This is a genomic window from Nocardia jinanensis, assembly GCF_014645735.1.
GTDB classification, from domain to species: Bacteria; Actinomycetota; Actinomycetes; order Mycobacteriales; family Mycobacteriaceae; genus Nocardia; species Nocardia jinanensis.
In genome coordinates, this window is the sequence record NZ_BMMH01000007.1 from 327,236 (window position 1) to 347,586 (window position 20,351).

21 protein-coding genes and 1 pseudogene are annotated in these 20,351 nt (G+C 68.9%); 10 read left to right on the plus strand and 12 right to left on the minus strand.

Annotated elements, in window-relative coordinates; all coding sequences use genetic code 11:
- Window positions 1-30: 30 nt before the first annotated feature.
- A pseudogene (locus tag IEY68_RS18990) lies at window positions 31-330 on the minus strand (alpha/beta fold hydrolase); the annotation flags it as partial.
- An 80-nt stretch (window positions 331-410) separates the two neighbouring features.
- On the opposite strand from IEY68_RS18990, the gene IEY68_RS18995 reads away from it, so the two are divergent.
- Both IEY68_RS18995 and IEY68_RS19000 read left to right on the plus strand, forming a co-directional pair.
- Complete coding sequence (locus IEY68_RS18995) at window positions 411-1,187, plus strand: AraC family transcriptional regulator (RefSeq protein WP_058853697.1); 777 nt, start codon at window positions 411-413, stop codon at window positions 1,185-1,187.
- A 100-nt stretch (window positions 1,188-1,287) separates the two neighbouring features.
- Window positions 1,288-2,112 (plus strand): YceI family protein, encoded by an 825-nt coding sequence (locus IEY68_RS19000; protein ID WP_058853797.1) that lies wholly within the window; start codon window positions 1,288-1,290, stop codon window positions 2,110-2,112.
- A gap of 39 nt (window positions 2,113-2,151) precedes the next feature.
- Here the strand turns inward: IEY68_RS19000 and IEY68_RS19005 are convergent, their stop codons facing one another.
- On the minus strand, window positions 2,152-3,369 hold the full coding sequence (locus tag IEY68_RS19005) for a flavin-dependent oxidoreductase (protein ID WP_058853698.1): 1,218 nt from the start codon (window positions 3,367-3,369) through the stop codon (window positions 2,152-2,154).
- Complete coding sequence (locus tag IEY68_RS19010; RefSeq protein ID WP_058853699.1) at window positions 3,366-3,845, minus strand: chorismate--pyruvate lyase family protein; 480 nt, start codon at window positions 3,843-3,845, stop codon at window positions 3,366-3,368. Before IEY68_RS19010 ends, IEY68_RS19005 begins: the two co-directional genes overlap by 4 nt.
- Window positions 3,846-4,038: 193 nt before the next feature.
- Here IEY68_RS19010 and IEY68_RS19015 point away from each other — a divergent pair, with 193 nt between their 5' ends.
- From IEY68_RS19015 to IEY68_RS19030, 4 genes are all read left to right on the plus strand, one after another.
- A complete protein-coding gene (locus IEY68_RS19015) occupies window positions 4,039-5,124 on the plus strand; it encodes an NAD(P)H-dependent amine dehydrogenase family protein (RefSeq protein ID WP_058853700.1) in 1,086 nt (361 codons plus the stop codon).
- Window positions 5,114-5,629, plus strand: a complete 516-nt coding sequence (locus IEY68_RS19020; RefSeq protein WP_058853701.1) for a carboxymuconolactone decarboxylase family protein — start codon at window positions 5,114-5,116, stop codon at window positions 5,627-5,629. The genes IEY68_RS19015 and IEY68_RS19020 overlap by 11 nt, the downstream gene beginning before the upstream one ends.
- 123 nt (window positions 5,630-5,752) lie before the next feature.
- Window positions 5,753-6,232 (plus strand): hypothetical protein, encoded by a 480-nt coding sequence (locus IEY68_RS19025; protein WP_058853702.1) that lies wholly within the window; start codon window positions 5,753-5,755, stop codon window positions 6,230-6,232.
- A gap of 211 nt (window positions 6,233-6,443) precedes the next feature.
- Window positions 6,444-7,172, plus strand: coding sequence for a hypothetical protein (locus IEY68_RS19030; protein WP_058853703.1), 729 nt, complete (start codon window positions 6,444-6,446; stop codon window positions 7,170-7,172).
- Window positions 7,173-7,228: 56 nt separating this feature from the next.
- Here the strand turns inward: IEY68_RS19030 and IEY68_RS19035 are convergent, their stop codons facing one another.
- The 3 genes from IEY68_RS19035 to IEY68_RS19045 all read right to left on the minus strand — a co-directional run bounded on the left by IEY68_RS19035 (window position 7,229) and on the right by IEY68_RS19045 (window position 9,293).
- Window positions 7,229-7,924, minus strand: a complete 696-nt coding sequence (locus IEY68_RS19035; protein ID WP_058853798.1) for an NUDIX hydrolase — start codon at window positions 7,922-7,924, stop codon at window positions 7,229-7,231.
- 52 nt (window positions 7,925-7,976) lie between these two features.
- Window positions 7,977-8,621 (minus strand): transcriptional repressor LexA, encoded by a 645-nt coding sequence (gene lexA, locus IEY68_RS19040; protein ID WP_058853704.1) that lies wholly within the window; start codon window positions 8,619-8,621, stop codon window positions 7,977-7,979.
- A 75-nt stretch (window positions 8,622-8,696) separates the two neighbouring features.
- Window positions 8,697-9,293, minus strand: a complete 597-nt coding sequence (locus IEY68_RS19045) for an NADPH-dependent FMN reductase (RefSeq protein ID WP_058853705.1) — start codon at window positions 9,291-9,293, stop codon at window positions 8,697-8,699.
- Between the two features lie 241 nt (window positions 9,294-9,534).
- Here IEY68_RS19045 and IEY68_RS19050 point away from each other — a divergent pair, with 241 nt between their 5' ends.
- Both IEY68_RS19050 and IEY68_RS19055 read left to right on the plus strand, forming a co-directional pair.
- Window positions 9,535-9,996, plus strand: coding sequence for a GNAT family N-acetyltransferase (locus tag IEY68_RS19050; protein WP_058853706.1), 462 nt, complete (start codon window positions 9,535-9,537; stop codon window positions 9,994-9,996).
- A 17-nt stretch (window positions 9,997-10,013) separates the two neighbouring features.
- Complete coding sequence (locus tag IEY68_RS19055) at window positions 10,014-10,838, plus strand: hypothetical protein (RefSeq protein WP_058853707.1); 825 nt, start codon at window positions 10,014-10,016, stop codon at window positions 10,836-10,838.
- Window positions 10,839-10,848: 10 nt separating this feature from the next.
- Here the strand turns inward: IEY68_RS19055 and IEY68_RS19060 are convergent, their stop codons facing one another.
- From IEY68_RS19060 to IEY68_RS19075, 4 genes are read right to left on the minus strand one after another with little or no spacing between them, the layout of a single operon-like run.
- Window positions 10,849-11,826 (minus strand): SCO2521 family protein, encoded by a 978-nt coding sequence (locus IEY68_RS19060; RefSeq protein ID WP_058853708.1) that lies wholly within the window; start codon window positions 11,824-11,826, stop codon window positions 10,849-10,851.
- A gap of 1 nt (window position 11,827) precedes the next feature.
- Complete coding sequence (locus IEY68_RS19065) at window positions 11,828-12,829, minus strand: SCO2522 family protein (RefSeq protein ID WP_058853709.1); 1,002 nt, start codon at window positions 12,827-12,829, stop codon at window positions 11,828-11,830.
- A complete protein-coding gene (locus IEY68_RS19070) occupies window positions 12,830-13,744 on the minus strand; it encodes an SCO2523 family variant P-loop protein (protein WP_058853710.1) in 915 nt (304 codons plus the stop codon). It abuts the gene before it with no gap.
- 11 nt (window positions 13,745-13,755) lie between these two features.
- Window positions 13,756-15,606 carry an SCO2524 family protein gene (locus IEY68_RS19075; protein ID WP_058853711.1) on the minus strand — a complete coding sequence of 617 codons (1,851 nt, stop codon included), beginning with the start codon at window positions 15,604-15,606 and terminating at the stop codon, window positions 13,756-13,758.
- Between the two features lie 315 nt (window positions 15,607-15,921).
- Here IEY68_RS19075 and IEY68_RS36320 point away from each other — a divergent pair, with 315 nt between their 5' ends.
- A complete protein-coding gene (locus tag IEY68_RS36320) occupies window positions 15,922-17,115 on the plus strand; it encodes a cation:proton antiporter domain-containing protein (protein WP_229718861.1) in 1,194 nt (397 codons plus the stop codon).
- On the opposite strand, the gene IEY68_RS19085 is transcribed toward IEY68_RS36320, so the two are convergent.
- Window positions 17,090-17,602 carry a MarR family winged helix-turn-helix transcriptional regulator gene (locus IEY68_RS19085; RefSeq protein ID WP_189094368.1) on the minus strand — a complete coding sequence of 171 codons (513 nt, stop codon included), beginning with the start codon at window positions 17,600-17,602 and terminating at the stop codon, window positions 17,090-17,092. The genes IEY68_RS36320 and IEY68_RS19085 overlap by 26 nt on opposite strands.
- Before the next feature lie 49 nt (window positions 17,603-17,651).
- Between IEY68_RS19085 and IEY68_RS19090 the strand changes: the two genes are divergently transcribed.
- Window positions 17,652-19,775, plus strand: a complete 2,124-nt coding sequence (locus IEY68_RS19090; protein ID WP_082681172.1) for an MMPL family transporter — start codon at window positions 17,652-17,654, stop codon at window positions 19,773-19,775.
- A 53-nt stretch (window positions 19,776-19,828) separates the two neighbouring features.
- Here the strand turns inward: IEY68_RS19090 and IEY68_RS19095 are convergent, their stop codons facing one another.
- A complete protein-coding gene (locus tag IEY68_RS19095) occupies window positions 19,829-20,272 on the minus strand; it encodes a hypothetical protein (protein ID WP_058853713.1) in 444 nt (147 codons plus the stop codon).
- Window positions 20,273-20,351: the final 79 nt, after the last annotated feature.

Sequence of the window (20,351 nt, forward strand, 5' to 3'; positions counted from 1 at the left end):
CGGCGAGCGCACGGCAGGGCCGACCCGGTCGAGATCCAGCGCGTCCAGCATTCGGGCGATCCGGTCGACCTCGCTGTCGTAGTCGCAGGACAGGGCGGTATCGCGTGCTGAATCACCCCAGCCGAGCCAGTCCGGCGCGATCACCCGCCGGCTGTCGGAGAGCGGCCCGATCTGGTGTCGCCAGGCCCTATGCGATTGGGGCCACCCGTGCAACAGGACCAACGGGTCCGCGGCGCCCGCCGCGGCGTAAGACAGCCGCGCGCTGTCCACTGTGGTCTCGTACAACGCCGGAGACCGGTCCGCGGTGGGCGCGATCCGATCGGTGGTCATCGCTGCCCTACCTGAGAGTGTCCGCGGTGGGGTGACGAATCCGGACCGCTGGTCGATCACACGCCGGTATCGTCGCGCGTATGACCCGGTCGGCACTTCCGGAAACGTGCGCTGCGCCCGCGACGACGGCGCGCCTGTGGGTGCGGCTGGGACATGCCGTCTATCTCGGTCCCGGGCTGGGGCTGACCCCGCATGCCACCGCGGTCCCGTCGCTGGGTCTCGGCGTGGACGCGCCGTTCCGGGTGCGTGCCGGGGAATCGGTGGACCTCACGGCACGCAGCTTCCTTTTCCGCGCACGGGTCGTCCACCATCTGGTGGAGACCCACGGGCGGATGCTGTTCTGTTTCTTCGATCCGACCAGCGCACGACTGACCCGGTGCCTGGGCGGAATGACCGCCGCGACAGGTGGCTACCCCTACGCCCACCGGCACGAGGACGAACTCGTCGCACTGTGCCGCGATCCGGAACCGGATATCGAACGGATCCTCGAACTGGCCAGCGTGCCGTTGCCGGCGATACGTGACGACCGTATCGCCGCGGTGGCGGCGACGATCCGGGCCGACCCCGCTCCTCCCTACCGGGCCACGGACTGTGCGCGCGGAGTGGGGCTGTCCACCTCGTATTTCCTGCGCACCTTCGCCGCGCAGACCGGGACGAGTTTCCGCCGCTACGTCCAGTGGGCACGGATGGTGCGTATCGCGCGTTCCCATGCGGCGGGCCACGATATGACCCGGGCGGCCGCGGACGCGGGTTTCGCCTCGCCGTCGCATTTCAGCGATACCTTCCGGACGATGTTCGGGCTCACGCCCACATCCTTCGTCGGGATCGGCGGTGAGCTCGCCATCATCGAGCGGTGAGGCCACCACCTCTGTCGGCGGTGCGGTGGCGTGGGTATATTCGGCATCGGAAACTAGTTGCTTGTGCTAATCAACTCTGAATGGTGAAAAGGTGATGCTCATGTCCGGTGTGACCGGCCGCATCCACGGCGCCGACGGCTGGCCCGTTCCCGAAGCGGTGCTGACCGTGACGGATATGCGCGGTCGGCAGATCTGCCGCGCGGTAGCCGACGAAAACGGTGCGGTGTCCACCGAGCCGGTACGTCCGGGTGTGCACACGGCCGTGATCACGGCCGCCGGGTATCAGCCCGCGGCGCGGGCGGTGCAGATCTCGTCCTCGGGATCGGGCATGCTGGGCGAGATCGCGCTCGTGCCGGTGGTCGATGCCGTCGCCCTCCCCCCGGCCGGTCCGTGGACCATCGATCCGGTGCACTCCTCGGTGATCGCCACCGCGCGTCATCTGGGTATCTCCAGTATCAAAGCGCGGTTCGCCGAAGTCAGCGGCCGGCTCGATATCGCCGAACGGTTCGAGCAGACCTCCGGTTATGCCGAGATCAAGGCCGCCACCATCGATACCGGTATCGATATGCGCGATACGCACCTGCGGTCCAGCGATTTCCTCGATGTGGAGAACTATCCGCTGATCTCCTTCATCAGCAACGGGCTCAGCCGTACGGGCGGCGATACCTGGGTGATGTCGGGTGAGCTTTCCCTGCACGGGCAGCGCCGGGCGGTCGACCTCGCGTTGACCTACGGCGGGTTCGGCCCGGATCCATGGGGTGGGGTACGGGCCGCGTTCCACGCCGAAGCGACTCTGCGCCGTGACGATTTCGCCATCGACTACAACGCGGTGGTGCGCGCCGGAGTGGCGGCGATCGGGACCACTGTCAAGATCGATCTGGATATCCAGGTGGTGCAGGGGGATCAGCTCCCCGAGTCCGCGTAGCGGTGCGGACAGCGGTAGCCGGTCCCGTCACGGCCCCGGCTACCGGATCGCGCTCGTCCGGCGGTATCCCTCGGTGATCGCGCCCAGTTCCGCATCGGTCAGCACGTCCTGGATGCGATCGAAGCCCGCCGGTGCCCGCTCCGCGACGACGCGCAGGATACGGTCCATCGGAATATCCCGGTTGGCGAGCACGACGGCATTGGCCTGTTCGCGACGCGCCGTTTCGTAGGCCGCCAGCCCGGCGACCGGATCGCCGGTGCCCGCCAATCCGGCGGCGACCGCCCGGGCGTCGAGGATCGCCTGCGAGCCGCCGTTGGAGCCGACCGGATACATCGGGTGCGCGGCGTCGCCGAGCAGGGTGATCCGGCCGAAGCTCCAGCGCGGCAGCGGATCCCGGTCCACCATCGGATACTCCAGCAGGGGCTCGCTGGCGGCCAGTAGCGCGGCCGCGTCCAGGCCCGCGATCCGCCACCCGCGGTAGTGCGGCAGCACGTCGTCGAGCCGCCCGGCGCGCGTCCACTCGGCCTCACCCTGTGTGTCCTGCGGCATCCGCACCTCGGCGACCCAGTTGACGAGCACATCGTCGTCACCGGGCGCGGCGGTGCCGATCGGGTAGGCGACGAGTTTGGCGGCGTGGTTGCCACCGGCCATCAGCATCGACGTGCCGCTGAGGAATCGCGGCGCGGTGGCCACGCCGCGCCACATCCGGATTCCGTTCCATCGCGGCGGACCTTCGTCCGGATACAGATGCGCTCGCACGCCGGAGTGCAAGCCGTCGGCGCCGATCACCGCATCCGCGGTCAATTCGACGGCGGTACCGGTATCGCGCTCCTCGACAGTCACGCGTACCCGCCGGTCCTCCTGGACTGCGGTGGCGAAGTAATATCCGGTGCGCACCGCGCCGGGGCCGAGTCGTCCGAGCACCGCGTCCAGCAGTAACGCCTGGAGCCGGCCCCGGTGTACCGAATACTGGGGCCACGGATGCCCGGCCGCGACTCCGCGCGGCTCCCGCCAGATCTCGTTGCCGAATTTGTCGTAATGCACCAGTTCGGAGGTGGCGACTGCCTGTGCGGCGAGTGCGTCGTGCAGTCCGAGCTCGGCCAGGGCGCCGGTGGCGTGGGGCAGCAGATTGATGCCGACCCCCAGCGGGCGCAGCGTCTGCACCCGGTCGATCACCTGGGCCTCGATCCCGGCCGCGTGCAGGCTCAGCGCCGTCGTCAGTCCGCCGATCCCGGCGCCGACGATCAGAACTCTCACCGGGCTACATCCAATGGAACGTAGGCGGGGTTGAAGCGCTCGTGCAGATGGGCCACGACGGTGGACCGGTGGTCGCAGAGCACGCTTTCCTTGTACGCGCAGGGCAGGTCTTCCTGATCCCCGGACACGGGCCACCGGGTGACGCCCGCGCCCAGCACTGTGCGCGCGAGATAGCGCCGGGCGGCGGCCAGGCTGTGGCCGATGGGCAGCTGCTCGTCGGTGAGCAGGGCGGTCAGTTCGTCGTCGGTGGCCACCACGGCCACACAGTTCCACGAGACCGCCGCGCCGTCGCTCGTGATGAGGGTCGAGCGGCGGACGACCACGGGATCGGCATCCGCGCAGCCCAGGGCCGCGCGTACGGTGGGGTCGAGGTCTCGGCCGAGGGCGATGTGCTGATCGGTGAGGTCGAGTGCCAGCGGGCGGCCGACCAGGGCCTCCAGCAGTCTCGTCATCGATCCGTCAGCGCGCAGTAACATCCGGGTAACCGAAGGTAAATCGGATTCCGTTGTCTCCGTGAGGGATTCCGTCACCAGGTCAACGATACCGGGGTCACGCCGGTGTGGCCTTCCCGCCGGCGGAGATATCGGCCACCCGGCGACCGATGAGGCATCGCCGCCGAAGCTGCCGGATTCACCCCTTTCACAACCAAGCGCTTGTTAGAATCCGGCGATGATCTCGACGGTCGTCTGGGGGACCGGCAATGTGGGCCGCGCCGCCATCCGGGCGGTCGACGCCCACCCCGAACTCGAACTGTGTGCTGTCCTCGTCCACGATCCCGGCAAAGCCGGCCGGGACGCGGGCGAACTGGCCGGACTGGACCGGGCACTCGGCGTCGCCGCCACCACCGATATCGACGTGGTGCTGGCAGGCGGTCCGGGCGCGGTGGTGTACGCCGCCTCCGGCGAAATCCGGCCCGACGACGCTCTCGCCGATATCGTCCGCGCGATCGGCGCCGGCGCGGTGGTGGTGACACCGGCGCTCTACGCCCTCTACGACCAGCGCAACGCCCCACCCGAGATGCGTGAGCCGGTGCTGGCCGCGATCGGATCTGGTGGCGGCTCGCTGTTCGTCTCCGGAATAGACCCGGGCTGGGGCAACGATGTGCTGCCCCTGCTGGTCAGCGGGCTGGGCAGCGTCATCGAGGTGGTGCGCTGCCAGGAGATCTTCGACTACTCCACCTATGACCAGCCCGATTCCGTGCGCTACCTGGTGGGGATGGGCCAGCCCATGGATCAGGTGCCACCTATGGTGATGCCCACTGTCCCGACCATGGTGTGGGGCGGTCAGGTTCGGCTCATGGCCCGGGCGCTCGGAGTCGAACTGGACGAGGTCCGGGAGAGCGTGGAACGGCTCGCCCTGGAGACCACCGTCGAGACCGCGACCATGGGCAAGTTCGAGGCCGGCACCCAGGGGGCGATGCGCTTCGAGGTACAGGGGATCGTGGCCGGGGAGCCCCGGATCGTGGTGGAGCACATCACCCGGATCCATCCTTCCTGCGCGCCCGAATGGCCCGCCCCGCCCAACGGCGAGGGCACGCACCGGGTGATCATCGAAGGGCGCCCGCGAATCGAGGTCACCGTCGAAGCCACCGACGAGGGCGGTAACTACGCGGCCGGCGGTAACGCCACGGCCGTGGGCCGGCTGGTCGGTGCGATCGACTGGCTCGTCGCGGCCGAGCCCGGCCTCTACGACGCGCTCGATGTGCCGCTGCGTCCGGCGGCGGGAAAGCTGGGAAGGAACGGTCATGAGAGTTGATATCCCCGAAGGTAAGGATCCGATCGGCTACGTCTGGGGCGAGATGGTGCCCGGGATCGGTATCGCCGCGTCGAACTTCTCGTTGGCGGTGTACGCGCACACCACGCTCGGACTGCGTGAGTTCGAGGCGGCGCGGCTGCGGATCGCCCAGATCAACGGGTGCGTGTTCTGCCTGGACTGGCGCACCGAACGCGACGGTGTGAAGGTGGAAGAGGGCTTCGATGCCGCCGTCGCCGACTGGCGTGATACCAGTGTCCTGGACGGCCGGGCGCGGCTGGCCGCCGAATACGCCGAACGCTACGCCTTGGACCACCACAACCTCGACGAGGACTTCTGGTCCCGGATGACCGCGCACTACAGCCAGGCCGAGATCGTGGAACTGAGTATGTGCCTGGGGTCCTGGCTCGCCTTCGGCCGCCTCAACCATGTGCTCGGGCTCGACGCGGTCTGTGTGCTTCCGGGGCATGCGGCCCCGAGCGCCCCGGGGGCACGCCCGGGCGCCTGAATCCTCTGAACGGGACCGCCGCGATGAACCGCGGCGCGCTGGGTAACTGCGGGGTATGGAAACTCGAGACCGATTCGCCGAGCTTTGGGACGTGCGCACCGCGTACGGCCCGGGAGGCGCCCGGTGAGGCTGCATATCGTCATCGAGGAACTGCAGTTCTCCGAACGCGAACTCGCCGGGGAGCTGTCCGCTGTCGCGATCCGGCACCGCGCCGAGCACGAAATCCACCGAACGGCTCAGGACCTGGCGGTCTGGTCACAGGACCATCTTCGCGAACTGGACGCGCTCGCACCTCGTTTCGGGGTGGCCGCGGGGCGCGGTCGTCGTGATCGGTGGGCCCGGCTGCCCCGGGGCCGCCGAGTGCGGGGAGTGGTCGGCCGGCTACCGGACCCGGGCTTGCGACTGCTCCGCGACCTGCGCCGGCTGCATCAGCTCGCGGCAGGTGTCTCGGTGGACTGGGAACTGCTCGCCCAGGGCGCGCAAGCGGCGCGTGAACCGGAGTTGCTGGACCTGGCCGCGCACTGTCACCCCGGCACCCTGCGGCAGTTGCGCTGGACCAACGCCATGTTGAAGGTGCTCTCACCCCAGATACTCGCCGGCTGAGGATACGACCACCGGAGATCGGCGTGTCTTCATCGGCCGCCCTGGTGAGTGGGCCGTGGTGATCCCATCGGCGAAGACCTGTGTGATCGCCGCCCACACGGGTAGCCGCGCCCTATGGCCGTGGCCGGCGGCATGCTGCTGACGGGACCCCGGTCCAGCCGGCTCGTCGAAGACGAAGGCCGGCGTGAACCTGCGAAGAGAAAGGCCGACGATGACTGATCGGATTTCGGTGAATCCGCTTCCGGCGCTGGTGCGCGGCGCGTTCGACACCGGTGCCCGGCTGCGGCACGCCCGTTTCTTCCATCCACGCGGGGTCCGGCTGTCCGGCCGGTTCCACGCCGAACCCGAATTCGAGCCGTTGTTCGGCGCGGGTGAACGCGCGACGCTCGCGCGGTTGTCGAAAGGCGTAGGTACCCCCGGTGGCGTTCCGGATGTTCTCGGCCTCGCCTTCCGCGTACTCGACCGCGACGAGAAGCCGTGGGATTTCGCGCTCGCCACTACCGGACAGAGCGCAGCCGTCCGGTTGACCCTGACCCTCGCGCGCGGGTGGGACAGTGCGAGATTCGGCAGTCTGCTGCCCTACCGGTGGGGCGATTCCGGTCCGCTCTGGGTGCTCGCGGAGCCGGATCCCGGGCAACCCACGAGCACCTCACTGACATCCTTGGCGCGGTATGTGCACGAGCACCAGGTCGGGTTCACGGTATCCGTCGCCGGGCTGGGGTCCGGGCGTCGCAAGGTCGGGCATCTGCTGCTGCGTGCGGCGGATCCGGGCGAGCACCGGACCGATTTCTACGACCCGGTGTTGAACCATCCCGCCGAAGTGGCGCTGCTACCCCGGCAGGTACAGCGGCTCCGGGAATCCGCCTACGACGGCAGCCGCCGCGGCCGTGGCGTCGAGGACCGGGAGACCGGGCGGGTCGAGGTGAACCCACCCCGGTGACGACGCGGCCGGGGAAACCGGCCACCGCGGTGCCGGTATGTCACGGTGGTGACCGATCAGTGGTGTGTCCAGTCGGGCTGGGCGAAATCGGCGACCCGGGCTGCCTTCGGGTCGCTGCCCAGCAGGACCACTTCGCGGAACTGCCACAGCATGGCGCCGGTGGGTGCGTGGATCGTCATATCCGGGCCCAGGCGCATCTGCAGCAGGCCGGGCTCCCCGGGCGCCGCGTCGATCGCCGGGGTCGTGGTGTCCATACGGGCGGAGTCCCGCAGCACCCAGTGCGGCGCGTCGTCGGCGGCGAGGCGGTCGAAACCGGCCCGGTGCACCGAATGGACCTCGTCCGGACTCGGGTGCAGCCGGGTGATATCGGACAACGTCGCGACGAGGGGAGTAATGGCGAACCCCGAGGCGGCCGGGAAGTCGTCGAGTGTTCCGAGCACATCGCTGGGCCCCATCGTCAGCCCGAGCTCTTCGTGCAGTTCGCGCAGGGCGGCCTGCTCGGTGGTCTCCTCGGGTTCGACCCGGCCCCCGGGCAGTGCCCACTGCCCCGCGTTGCGGCCCCGGTAGGCACGTTTGATGACCAGCACCGCGAGCGACTCACCGGTATCGACCACGCACAACACCACGGCGGCCCGGCGCAGTCCCTCGGTATCGGGTACCGCGATCCGGGGGAACACCGAGAGCCGGGCCCGGGCCAGGGTGCGGAAATCGTCGAGATTGTGCGGGACCCGCGGTCCCCGGTCTGCGCCCATACGTTCGATCATGCACCATCGGCACGGTGCCACCGGGCGGCGGCCGCCACGTTCACATCCGCCGCATCACCGAGACCACCTTGCCCAGCACCACCGCGTGATCGCCGTCGATCACCTGATATGCCGGGTTGCGCGGTTCCAGGTACACATGGCCGGCGCGGCGGCGGAACACCTTGACCGTCGCCTCACCGTCGAGCATCGCGGCGACGATCTCCCCGGTCTGTGCGTCGGGCTGGCGGCGCACCACGACGATATCCCCGTCGCAGATAGCGGCGTCCACCATCGAATCCCCGCGTACCCGCAGCCCGAAAACGGTGCCGCGGCCGACGAGTTCGCGGGGCAGGGTGAGGACGTCATCGGTGTGCTCGTCGGCGAGTATCGGTGTGCCCGCGGCGATATCGCCGACGACCGGCACGGCGACCGCGTCCCGGGCCGGTTCCGTCTCCGCCCCGGCCTTCAGGAACAACCGGATATCCATCGGCCGCGAGACCCCGTCCCCGCGGCGCAGGAATCCTTTCTCCTCGAGGCTCTGCAGATGTCTCGACACCGAGGACGACGACCGCAGCCCCACCGCGTCGCCGAGCTGCCGGGTGTTCGGCGGATAACCGTGACGCACCACCCATTCCTGTATCGCCGCGAGGATCCGGCGCTGGCGCTGCGGCAGTGTCGAGGTGTCGAGGTGGTCGTATTCGGTCACCGGAGCATCGTATGACCAGGCGCGACGACAGCTTCCGCGGTATCGGTCACCGGTGCCGGATGCGCCGGGGCGTGCTCATCGACCGCCGTAGGGCCGGGCCGTGCGGGCGGTGCGCAGTGCCTCGCCCCACCAGACGAGCTGGTCGAGCAGAGTGGTGGCCGCGGTATCGGCGCCGGCGCCGGCGATCAGAGCGCCCGCTTCGTCGCGCTGGCCCCAAGGGTTGTGGAAGCTGACGGTGTCACGGACGGTGACCGCGTGTAGTTCGGCGAACACCGTGCGCAGGTGTTCGGTCGCCCGCAGGCCGCCGGAGATCCCGCCGTAGCTCACGAAACCCACCGGTTTGGCCTGCCATTCGGCATTGTGCAGATCGATGAAGTTCTTCAGCGTGCCCGGATAGCTGTGGTTGTACTCCGGCGTGACGACCACGAAAGCGTCCGCGTCGCCCAATGTCTCCCGGGTTCCGGTGAGGGCGTCGGCGGGAGCGCCGAAGGCGTGTGGCAGTTCGGTGGCCGCGATATCGACGGTGACCGGTGCAACGTCCGCCCGGCGCGCGGCCCGGGCGAGGAACCAGTCGCCGACCGCCGGTGCGAAGCGGCCGTCGCGGCTGCTGCCGATGATGACCGCGACGCGCAGGGGTGCGGTGCCGGATGCTGCGGTGATGGTGCTGTCCACGTTTCCTCCAGAGGGTGTGCCGGGCGGCGGTGCGCCGCTCCGGCACCCACTCTGATTCCTCAACTATTGTTGAGGTCAAGAGTCTTCGGGGTGCTGCTGTGACGGCGACCGGTCAGCGGGTATGCCGACGATAGAACGTGGCGCATCACGGAACGGTTGCGCGAGCTCTACACTGACGCGGTTGGCGAGTAGACGTTCTAGGCTGGTAGCGGACGGCTTATGCCCTGGCATTAGGGAGCACATGGATATCGCGGAGGCGCCACAGCCGGTGTACCGGCAGGCCCGCTTTGCCGACCTCGAGGACATCGCGGCCATCGAGTCCGAGGTGTTCGGCGAGCCGTACCTGTACCTGATGCTGCGCCAGCTCTTCGATCTGCACGGGTCCGAATGGCTGGTCGCCGAGGTCGCCGGCACCGTTATCGGCTACGCCCTCACCCTGGAGAAGTCCGGTCGTGCGCTGCTGTTCACCTTCGCGGTGGCCAAGCGGTATCAGGGCGCGGGTTTCGGTCGTGCGCTGCTGAACCAGACACTGCGCGTATGCCGGGATCTGGGGGCCGACACCGTGTACCTCACCGTCCGGCCCGACAACCATCCGGCCGGAAACCTGTTCAAACAGGCCGGTTTCGAGTTCGCGGAACACGACGATCGCTACTTCGGGCCGGGCGAGCCCCGCGATCTCTACGAGTACCGGCTCCATCCCTGACCGCTAGACTGGCCCGTATGGGCGAGATCTCGCCGTTCGTGGCGTCGGTCTCCACCCGGATCGCCCGGCACGCAGCGGCTTACACCGCCGAACTGGATGCCGGCGAGCACCCCGAGCGGATGTCACTGGACTCCTTCGCTGTGCACGTCGAGGCGGTCCTCGACGATTACGACCCGCCCAGTGCGCGGCGCCGTCACTCCGACACCCTGGTGTTCCCGCATCTCTACGGCGCGGCCCGCGATCCGAATACGGACGAAGAGGGCTGGCGGGTGCCCAGCGCCGTGCTCGCCGCGCTCATGGCGGCGGAAGTGGAATTCCGCGGTCCGCTGCGGCTCAGCGCCCGCCAGAACACCCTGCTGGCCGAGGAATACGAAACGATCGGCGCGCAGCTCTCGGTGGTGGGCCTGGCCACCCACGCGGCTCTGGCCTTCCGTCGCGCCATGGCGCTGTACCGGGTGAACGAGGACGACGAAGCAGAAGATCGCTGCGGCCTGCAGCTCGCCCGCTCGAATACGCGCGCGCTGCCACGCGGGGTCCGGCGGTGGGCCGGGCAGGGGTCCTACCTCCTGTGCGGTCACGGATTCAGGCCGTCGTGGCTGCTGGGCTGGGTGGTGTTGCAGATGCTGCTCTTCACCGGGGTGGCACTGTTGCTGGACAGCGGTCAACCGCCCGCCGATACGATCTACATGGGTGTGACCGGGTTCCTGAATCCGCCGGGCCCCGGTGATACCCGGGACCTACACGGTGCCGTGCGGGTGCTGTTCGTGATCGAGGCCTGGACCGGTGCGGTATCGATGTCGGTGTTCTTCGCGCTGCTGGTCCGCAAATGGTTCCGGATGTAGCCGGGCTATCTCACCACTCCGCGTCGAAGATCTTGTGCCGCAACGCGGAAAGGGTGGCGACCGCGATATTGTCGCGTAACCGGCCGACGAGCGTGTTCCACTGCCGGGAGAAACCCGGATCGTTCTGCAGATCCTTCCACAGCGCGCGCAGCACCGGCGGTGTGTGCGCACCCGGCATCCACAGTCCGGCGAGATGTTCGAGGGCGGGCGCCAGGATATCGATCCGCTCGCGGCTGTGCGGGGCGAATCGGTCGGCTTCGTCGAGCACATCCGCCAGGACGGTCAGCAACCAGTCATGGGCGGCCAGATCCTCGCAGAACCGTTGCGCTGCTACCAGATCCACTTCGTCGCGCACGATCAATCGCACCGAGCGGACGGTGTCGTCGTCCATGTGCAGGGTGGCCGCCGGACCGCTGCTGCCGCCGACCCGGGCTGTCCAGCGCAACCTGGTGGTGCCCGCCTGCACCGGCGGGCTCTGGTCCAGCCGGGAATCGGCGCGTACCCGGGCCAGCAGGCGTTCACTGATGGATGCCAGGTCCAGCGGGGCCGACCCGGGGAGCGGCGCGGCGGCGAGATAGCCGTCGGCCAGACCGGTTCCGGCGGCCATCCGTTCGGGAATCCGGGTGACGACCTCGGTGACCCCCTTCTGGCTGATGTAGTGCGACCAGGTCTGGCGGCGGCGCTCGGCGCCCCGCACGACGCGGGTGCGGGCCGAGGACTGCAGCACCCGGCCGCCGGCCAGCGCGAGACTGGTCGCGACGGTACCGACGATCCGGGCGTTCTGCTCACCCAGCCGCAGATCACAATCGACGCCGACCGCGGTGGTCGGGGACAGGCCCAGCGTGCCGGGTCGTTCCCGCCAGCGCACCCCGCAGCCGGGCAGCAGCGCGAGGAGGTCACCGGCCTCGGCGCGGGTGAGCGCCGTGGCCGACGGTAGTAGGCAGGTGCGTACCTCACCGAGGACGACCAGGGGCGCGGTCGCGGCCATATCAGGACCCGTCGAGCAGCAGGTGGGACAAACGCTCGCTGATCTTGCGCGGTACGACCACCTCTTCGGCGGCCCCGGCCGTGATGGTCTGCGCGAGCACGTCCTCGTCCAGGTCGAGATGATCGAGCACCAGCCGCACCGCGTGTTCGATACCGAGATAGCGTTTGGGCAGCATCGACAGGGTCTGGTAGGCCGCGAACGGCGCCGCCTCCGGGTTCAGCTGCACCACCGGCGGTACCTCGTGCCAGCGGCGTGGCCACGGTTCACCGTTCCACTGTTGCGGATCCACCACGGCGGCACCGTGATACCGCAGCATTCCCAACCGCAGCAGATGCCAGACCGCGGCCAGGAACGGGCACGACCAGCGGGTCACCGTGACGCCGTCGGCGACCTGGGTGCTCCACAACTGCACATCGAGGAAGATCGAGTGTTCACGGCGCCCGAACTCTTCGGGTGGTTCGTAGTTGCGGCCGCGCATGGCCTGGGCCGGTTCGTGTTCGGAGGACCGGCGGCCGTTGCACAGCCAGCCCGATTGGGCAGTCGGTGGCCGGCGTCCGGTATCGGGCGGCGCCGGTTCGGCGACGATCCGCGCGGCCACCATCTCGGCCATCGGTATCGGCTCGCCCAGCGGGACCCCGTCCACGAATTGCGAGGTCTGCCAGCAGCCCGATTCGCGCGCGAGATAATCGATGGTGAGTCCGGATTCGGTGGCGGCGGTGAGCAATTTGCCCAGCACTTCCGCCGGATCGGTATCGGGCTGGAAATAGTCGTCGATCAGATAACAGGTGCTGACCCGGACCTGCGGACCGAACCGGACCCGGGCCGATTCGGTGAACGCCGCGACCAGCGGCACGATCCGGCGGAACTCCTCCTTCACCCGCTCGAGATCGCCGAGTAGATCGTTGAGATAGAAGTGTCCGACCTCGATCGACAGATGGGACAAGGGAACCGGGGCGACCCAGGGCTGTTCGGTGGCCTCGGTGTAGACCTGCCTTTCCCGCATCTAGAGCCTCTCCCAGCTGGCGACATCCACGAGGCGGCGCGCGAGTTCGGTGTAGGCCTGCGCGGTTTCGTGGTTGGCGATGTGGGCGTTGACATCGCTGTCGAGGATCAACTGTTCGCGCCACTGCAGCACCGGCTCCATCGGTGTGGCGCCCAGTACGGCGGTCGCGCCGAGTCGGTTGGCGGTGGCCAGCCGTCGCAGCGCGACATCCTGCTCCTGCAACCATGCCGCCTGGGCCGCGCGCTGCGCGGTGAGATGCGAATTCGCGGCCGGGACGGCGGTACGGATATAGCGGGTCGAGCCGAGCAGTTCGTCGGGGTCGTGGCCGCAGGCGGCACCGGTCTGCAGGAGACCGTGCGGTCCGTAGACCAGACCGGCGGCGGCCAGGATGTGCTGGCGCGTCCAGCGATGGAAGATCAGCCAGCGCGCGGTCCGGCGGCGCAGCTGCGGGAGCGCGGTCGCCTGCAGGGCGATCTCCAAGGCGACCGACCGGCCCGCACTCAGATCGACGAACACGACCCGGAACTCCTGTTCCAGAGCCACCAGCAGTTCCGCGCATCGCGTCACCACCGCGTCGTCGGCGGTGAGGAATTCGGCACCACCCTCGTCGCCCGGGAACAGGACCAGCCGGCCGGAGCGGGGCGCCACCCGTTTGAGTTCCGCACGGTCGGTGGCCGTGCCGATATCGACCCGGGCCGCCGTACCGGTCTGACCGAGCAGATACGAGTGCACACCGCCGTCGGTGATACCGCGTTCGACCGTGCTGATCTCGAACAGCGCCCCTGCGGTGGGCGATCCGAAATCGAAGTCCACATAGGCGACATTGCGACCCGACATGCACAACCGGTACGCGAGATTGCAGCTGGTCACCGAACGACCGGTACCGCCCTTGTCGGAAGTGGAGAAAACCAGCACCTACGCCACCCTCACCGCGTCGCGTCCTGGCGCGCGTACGCCAGTTCGTCGAGCTGGATCAGCGCCTGCGTGGCCAGACTGTAGGCGGTGCCGGGACGTTCGTGCAGTACACCGCGCGCCCGGTCCAGCGACTGCCGGATACGGTTGACGGCAGCCTGTTTCGGAGTCAGATAATCCCCGCCGACCTCGAGCTCCTCCTGGTTGAGCAGATGTTCGGCCTCGCTCAGCAGATCGACCGCGCGAGCGACCATGGTCGCGGGGGCCAGCGGTGGTTCGCGGAAGGTGTCGTAGGCGATCACCAGGCATTCCATCACCCGTTCGGTGACGAACCAGGACGGGCCGCCGGGAACCGGGAGCGCCGGCCCGAGCAGGGCCGCCGGGTCGTCCCAGAGTCCGGCCGCCGGGCCGTCACGCTGGATTCGCCGGTCGAGATGATCCATGGCGGCTTCGGCGAGGGCCATCAACTGGTCGCGGGTGTCGACATCGGTGCGCAGGCGCGCCGCCTGCAAGCACCGTTTGAGCATCATCGTCACGAAATCCGGGACATACCATTCCAGGGTGGGGCCACCGCCGATGTCCTCGCTACCGGCCAGACCCAGCCGGACACCCGGGTAGTGCAGCACCGCGGCCGCGTCCCCGGCGGTGAGGCGGCTGGTGATCCGGGCGCGGCGCGCCAGCTGATCGAATACGGCCACTGTCCGGGCCAGATCCTCGGTGCTGTCCCGGTAGACCAGGTCCTGGATGAGGATGGCGGTGACGGTCAGACTGAAATAGTCCGATTCCTCGCCGTCGGACGTGCGCCACGGAATATCTTCCAGTGGCCAGCGGCCGCCGCCGAAACGGGCCACCGTCGACCAGTAGTTGCGGGCGAGCTCGAACCGCAGCTGCAGGGCGTCGGCGAGTTTGCGCTGTTCGTCGGTCAGCAGGTCCAGTTCCCGGATACGTTGCGAGGAGAGGTCGATGATGCCGTCCAGGGCGACGGCGGTGAAGTACAGGTAGGGGCGGGGCTCGGCATGTCCGGCTGCCTGCCCGGCGCCGCCGGGTACGAATTCGATGGGTTCGGCGGTGCGCACGATGCCCCAGCCCCAGCCGCATTCGAACAGTCGCTCGTCGTCGGCGACATCGACCTCGGTGGCCTGGCTGAGACGGACCTCGTTCGCCGCCTGCACCCGCAACCGCTCCAGCCGTGCCGACAACCGGCGGATCACCTCGTCGGTGGGGGCGTGGTTCTGGTTGATCATATGCAGGATCGCCTGCCCGGCCTCGGATTTCGGCTCGGGGGTGTGGATGACGAAACTGCGCACCAGACCCGCCATCGCCCCCGTGAGGCGCATACCGACCGCGTCGATGACCAGCGGGATACGTTCGCTCAACTGCCGCGCTTCACGCCGGACCTCACCGCCCACGAACCGCTGGAAGCCACGCAGGAAGCGCAGTGCGGCGATACACAGGCTCAGCGACATGGAATAGGAGTCGACGATCTCCAGGGCGAGCTGGGCGTCGGTCGGCCGGCGATCGCCGGCCGCGCGGAGATAGGAGCCGGCCGCGAAGTCCGGTTGACCGTCGGGTCCGGTGTAGCGCCGCAGATAATCCTCGAGCAGCCCCACCAGTGCGCCGCCGATACGGGTTTCCTCACCGAACGGGTCGAGTGCCCGCCGGGCATCGGTCGCCATATCGTCGGGTTGATCCAGCGCGAAGGCGTCGAGTTCGGTCGCCGGATACAGCAGGCACAGCAACTGTTCGGCGTCGCTGATCGAATTGGTGCCGTCCCGGCCGCCCCAGCTCCATGTGTCGTCCCGGTAGGAACAGGCCAGCACGGCCCGCCACAGGTCCAGCAGCTGTTGCCGCGGCTTGATTCTCATATCCGGTGTCCTCGCCCCCGCGTTCGATCGGCGCGTCGAACGTCGTCTCCTAAAGTGTGCCTCGAACTCGTTCGCCGGGACAACAATTCGTGTGGTTTCGGAATTGCCGCGAGATAGCCTGGGGGACAGGTCGTTCGAGCCCCAAGCGAAGGTGGGCGCGTCCTCCGGGGTTCCGGCCGCTCGCCGGTCGCATCGGGTCGCCTCCCGGAATCGCCGCGTGATCACCTCGCCGCGCCCACGCGGTACCAGCCGCCCGACCGTGCGCGCTCGCCGCATCCGGTGGAGCTCTCGGCCGGGATTGCCGATAACGGAGTATTGCGGGCAACATCCGCGCTCATCCGATATCCGGTAGCCGAAAGCCCGGTGGGGCTCTCGGTCGCAGCGGCACCGGCCCCGGCCGGTACGGCGCGTCCCGGCATTCTGCGTTCCCTGGACGGCGCGATGGCAGCAGACTGGACGGTCATGGACCAGTTGGTGCTGACATTCGTGATCCTGTTCGCCGCGGTACTCGCCGAGGCGATCGGGCGGCGGATCGGTGTCGCGTCCGCGGTCCTGATTGCGCTGTTCGGTTGCGCTCTGGCACTGGTCCCGTTCGTTCCGCAGATCGCGGTGCCGCCGCATCTGATCCTGCCGCTCGTCCTGGCCCCGCTGCTGTACGCGGCGGCCCGGCGCACCTCGTGGCGGCAGTTCGCGGAGAGCTGGGAACCCATCGTGCTGCGGGCCGTCGGACTGGTCCTGGCGACCACGGCGGCGGTCGCCGCCGTGTTCCACGCATGGTTCCCGGGTCTGCCGGTGGCCGCGGCCGTCGTCCTCGGGGCGATCGTCGCTCCACCCGATCCGGTCGCGGCGACCGCGCTGGCCGGTCGGCTCGGGCTGCCCCGCCGCTTGGTGGTGGTACTGGGCGGCAGTCGGCCGCGGCCTCGCGTACGCGGCGAGATCGGCGCCGCCGGGGACTCACCCGGCGGCGCCGATCGGTTCCGGTGCCCGGCGACGACAAGCGCGCCGCTGCGCGCGGCCTATGACCGGCCCAGCGCCTCGGCCAGCTGGTTCTTCGTCATCTTCGAGCGGCCCTTGATATTGCGGCTCTTCGCTTCGTTGTACAGCTGGTCGCGGGTGCGGCCCTTGGGCTTGTCGGTGCCCGAGCGGAGCCCGCCACGGCGCTGCGGCGAGATATCGCGGGTCGAGGAGCGGCTGGCGGTCTTGGACTGGCCGGACTGGGCGCGGTTCTTGTTGACGGTCCGTGCACCGATTTCCTTTGCCCGCTCGGTGCCGACTCCTCGATCCTTCGCCGAGTCCTTGATGTGCTCGTACTGCCGTTCCTGTTTGTCGGTCCATTCCTTCGGCATGACACACCTCCTGTCTGCCCGGGCGTATACCCGCGCGGAGCCGGGGCAATCAGATGCTGGTCGACCGCGGGTCGCTGGGCGTCGTACCCCGCGCATGCGGCACTATGCGCCAGAAGTTTCGCAGCTCGCCGGATCGGCTACCCACCGGCCGACTGCTGGGTGAGCGCGAGATGGTGGTCGCGCATCGCGGAGACGACAGCGGAGAGCACCCGATGGGTGGCGGCGAGATCGGCCGTGGGCAACTCCGCCAGTGCCGAGCGCGTGCGCAGGCCCAGCGGATGGAAGAATTCGCCGGCCACCGACATGCCGTGGTCGGAGTAGTGCAGCAGTACTCGTCGGCGGTCCCCGGGATCGGTTTCGCGGTGGATATGGCCGGAGACGATCATCCGTTCCACCAGGTACGTGATCGCCGCCGGGGACAGCCCCATGAGTTCGCGCAACTGCCCGGCGGTGAGGGGCCGGCCCTCGGCTTCGGCGGTGGCGATATGCATGAGCGCGCGGAAATCGTTGCTTCGCAGCGAGTGCGAATGGGCGAAGAGATGCCCGATCTGTTCGGAGACGGCGGTGAGCGCGCGGATATCGGTGGCGATCTCGGTTTCGGCGTGCTCCCGGCTCCCGGTGCCCGTGCCCTCCGATGGTTCGTGTGTCACCTGCGACGTCCTTTCCCTGATCCCGCTCGCAAGAGTGTAGGTGCCGGGGATGCGGGAATTGCCAACTATTTCAGTTTCTGAAATAGTTTCCCGTGTGAATGCCTGGGAACGCTTCGCCGCCGTGGTCACCGGCCGCCGCTCATGGGTACTGCTCCTCGCCGTTCTCGCCGCCGCCTGCGCGGTGATCGTCGGCGTCGGCGCGAACGACGACGCCGGGCAGGCACCGACCTCGCTACCGCAGAACTCCGAGGCCGCGCAGGTGGCGGCCGCGGTGGCGGAATTCCCGGGCGGCCGCGACGCGCCCGCGATCCTGGTGATCACCCGGACCGATGGCGCCGACCTGACCGAATCCGACCGCACCGCCGCCGCGAAAACCGTCCAGGAGGTCTCCGGTGCGGGTGGGGACGCGCTCATGGTCGCGCCGGACGGCAAGGCGGCGCTCGGTCGCGCGACGGTCTCATCGGAACTGAGCGGCGAGGACCTCACCACCGAGATCGATCGGCTGCGCGAATCGGCCGCGCAATACGCGCCACCCGGGCTCACGGTGCAGATCACCGGTGGTCCGGCGTTCGGCGCCGATATCGCCGACTCCTTCGCCGGCGCGGATGTGACCCTGCTGGCCGTCACCGCGCTGGTGGTCGCGCTGCTGCTGATCATCACCTATCGCTCCCCGGTGCTCTGGTTGGTGCCGCTGCTGGTCATCGGCCTGGCCGACCGGACCGCGACCGGTATCGGCACGGCGCTCGCCCGAATCACCGACCTCTCCTTCGACGGGTCCACCTCGGGTATCACCAGCGTGCTGGTCTTCGGTGCGGGGACCAACTACGCACTGCTGCTCGTCTCGCGCTATCGCGACGAGTTGCACGGTCACAGTGATCACCGCGACGCGCTGCGCGAGGCCGTCCGCCGCGCCGGTCCGGCGATTCTCGCCAGCAATGTGACCGTGGTGCTCGCGCTCTGCACGCTGCTGCTCGCGACACTGCCCAACACCCGTTCACTCGGACTCATGGCGGCCGCCGGACTGCTGGTCGCGGTGGTCTTCGTCCTGCTGGCGCTACCGCCGGCCCTGGCTCTGTGCGGCCGGAAGATCTTCTGGCCCTTCGTGCCCCGCGCGAGTGCCGACGGTACCGCGGCCCATGGGGTGTGGCATCGGATCGCGACCCGGGTGGTGGCCCGCCCAGCCGTGGTCGCCGGCGGGGCGATCGCGCTGCTGCTCGTCTTCGCGGCGGGACTGACCGGCGCGGATATCGGGCTGTCGCAGACCGAGCAGTTCCGGGTACGGGCCGAATCGGTCGACGGGCTCGACACCCTGGCCACCCATTTCCCCTCCGGCGCTTCCGATCCGACCGTCGTTCTCACCGAGCACAGCGCTGCAGCGGCGGTCCGGCCCGCGCTGGAGACCACGCCGGGTGTCTCCGGTGTAATGCCCGCCGGTAGTCACAACGGGGTGGACCGGTGGATGGTCACCCTCGCGGCAGCCCCCGAATCCGAGGGGGCCTACACCACGATCGAACAGTTGCGTACGACGCTGTCCGGAATTCCCGGCGCCGAGGCCATGGTGGGTGGTAGCGACGCGAAAGCACTCGACACCCGCGACGCGGCCCGGCACGATCAACTGCTGGTGATACCGCTCATCCTGGTGGTGGTGTTCGCAGTGCTGCTGGTGCTGCTGCGTGCGCTGCCCGCTGCGGTGCTGTTGATAGGGGTCACCGTATTGAGCGCGCTGGCGGCCCTGGGTCTGGGCAGTCTGGTGAGCGCCCACCTCTTCGGTTTTCCCGCGCTGGATACGACCGTGCCGCTGTTCGCCTTCCTGTTCCTGGTGGCGCTGGGTATCGACTACACCATTTTCCTGGTGACCCGGGCGCGCGAGGAGACGCCGGGCCACGGCACCGTCGACGGTATGGTGCGCGCGGTCTCCGCGACCGGTGCGGTGATCACCAGCGCCGGAATCGTACTCGCCGCCGTGTTCTGCGTTCTGGGTGTATTGCCGCTGATCACGCTCACCCAGCTCGGCATCATCGTCGGAATCGGGATCGTGCTCGACACGTTCCTGGTTCGTACCGTGGTGATTCCCGCGCTGTTCGCCCTCGTCGGCCCGAAGGTGTGGTGGCCCGGTGGTCTCACCGGTAGCGCTCCCGCGCCGCCGGCCGAACTGGCGGAGCAGCGACAGTAACCCGGTGGGCCTCCTGGACCACCGGGCCGACCGTGGCCGCCTGGAGGTAGGGGTTAGGAGACACCCACGTACTGGTGGTCCCAGCGGATACGGCCGTCACCGTCGACGAGGAGAACGTCGTATCCGCCGCCCGCCACCGCACCGTCTTTCGTGGCGACCATGAGCCAGGAGAGCCCGATCAGATTCCCCGTGAGCCGGACGGCGGGCCCACCCACCGCGAACGCGTTCTCGCCGGGCGCGACGAACATCTCGTACGCGGCGCGCACCCGCCCTTCCATGGCGGCGCGGCCCCGGATCTCGACCGACGGTAGTGGTACGGCGAGGGTGGCCAGCGCCTCCCGCATGCCCTGGGGCGGGTTCACCAGCACCTGTACACCGTCGTCGGTCCACAGCTCACGCAGGAGTTCACGCCGGGATTGCGGGTCGGCTTCGTTCCACAGGGCGATGTAGCTGTCGGCGAATCGGGTCAGTTCGTGCTCGTCGGAGAGGTTGCTCATGGCACCGAGTCTGTGTCGCGGCGCGGCGGTACGCGATTCCCTGGAGGGAATGGCAGCGGCGGAGTACACATCCGATACT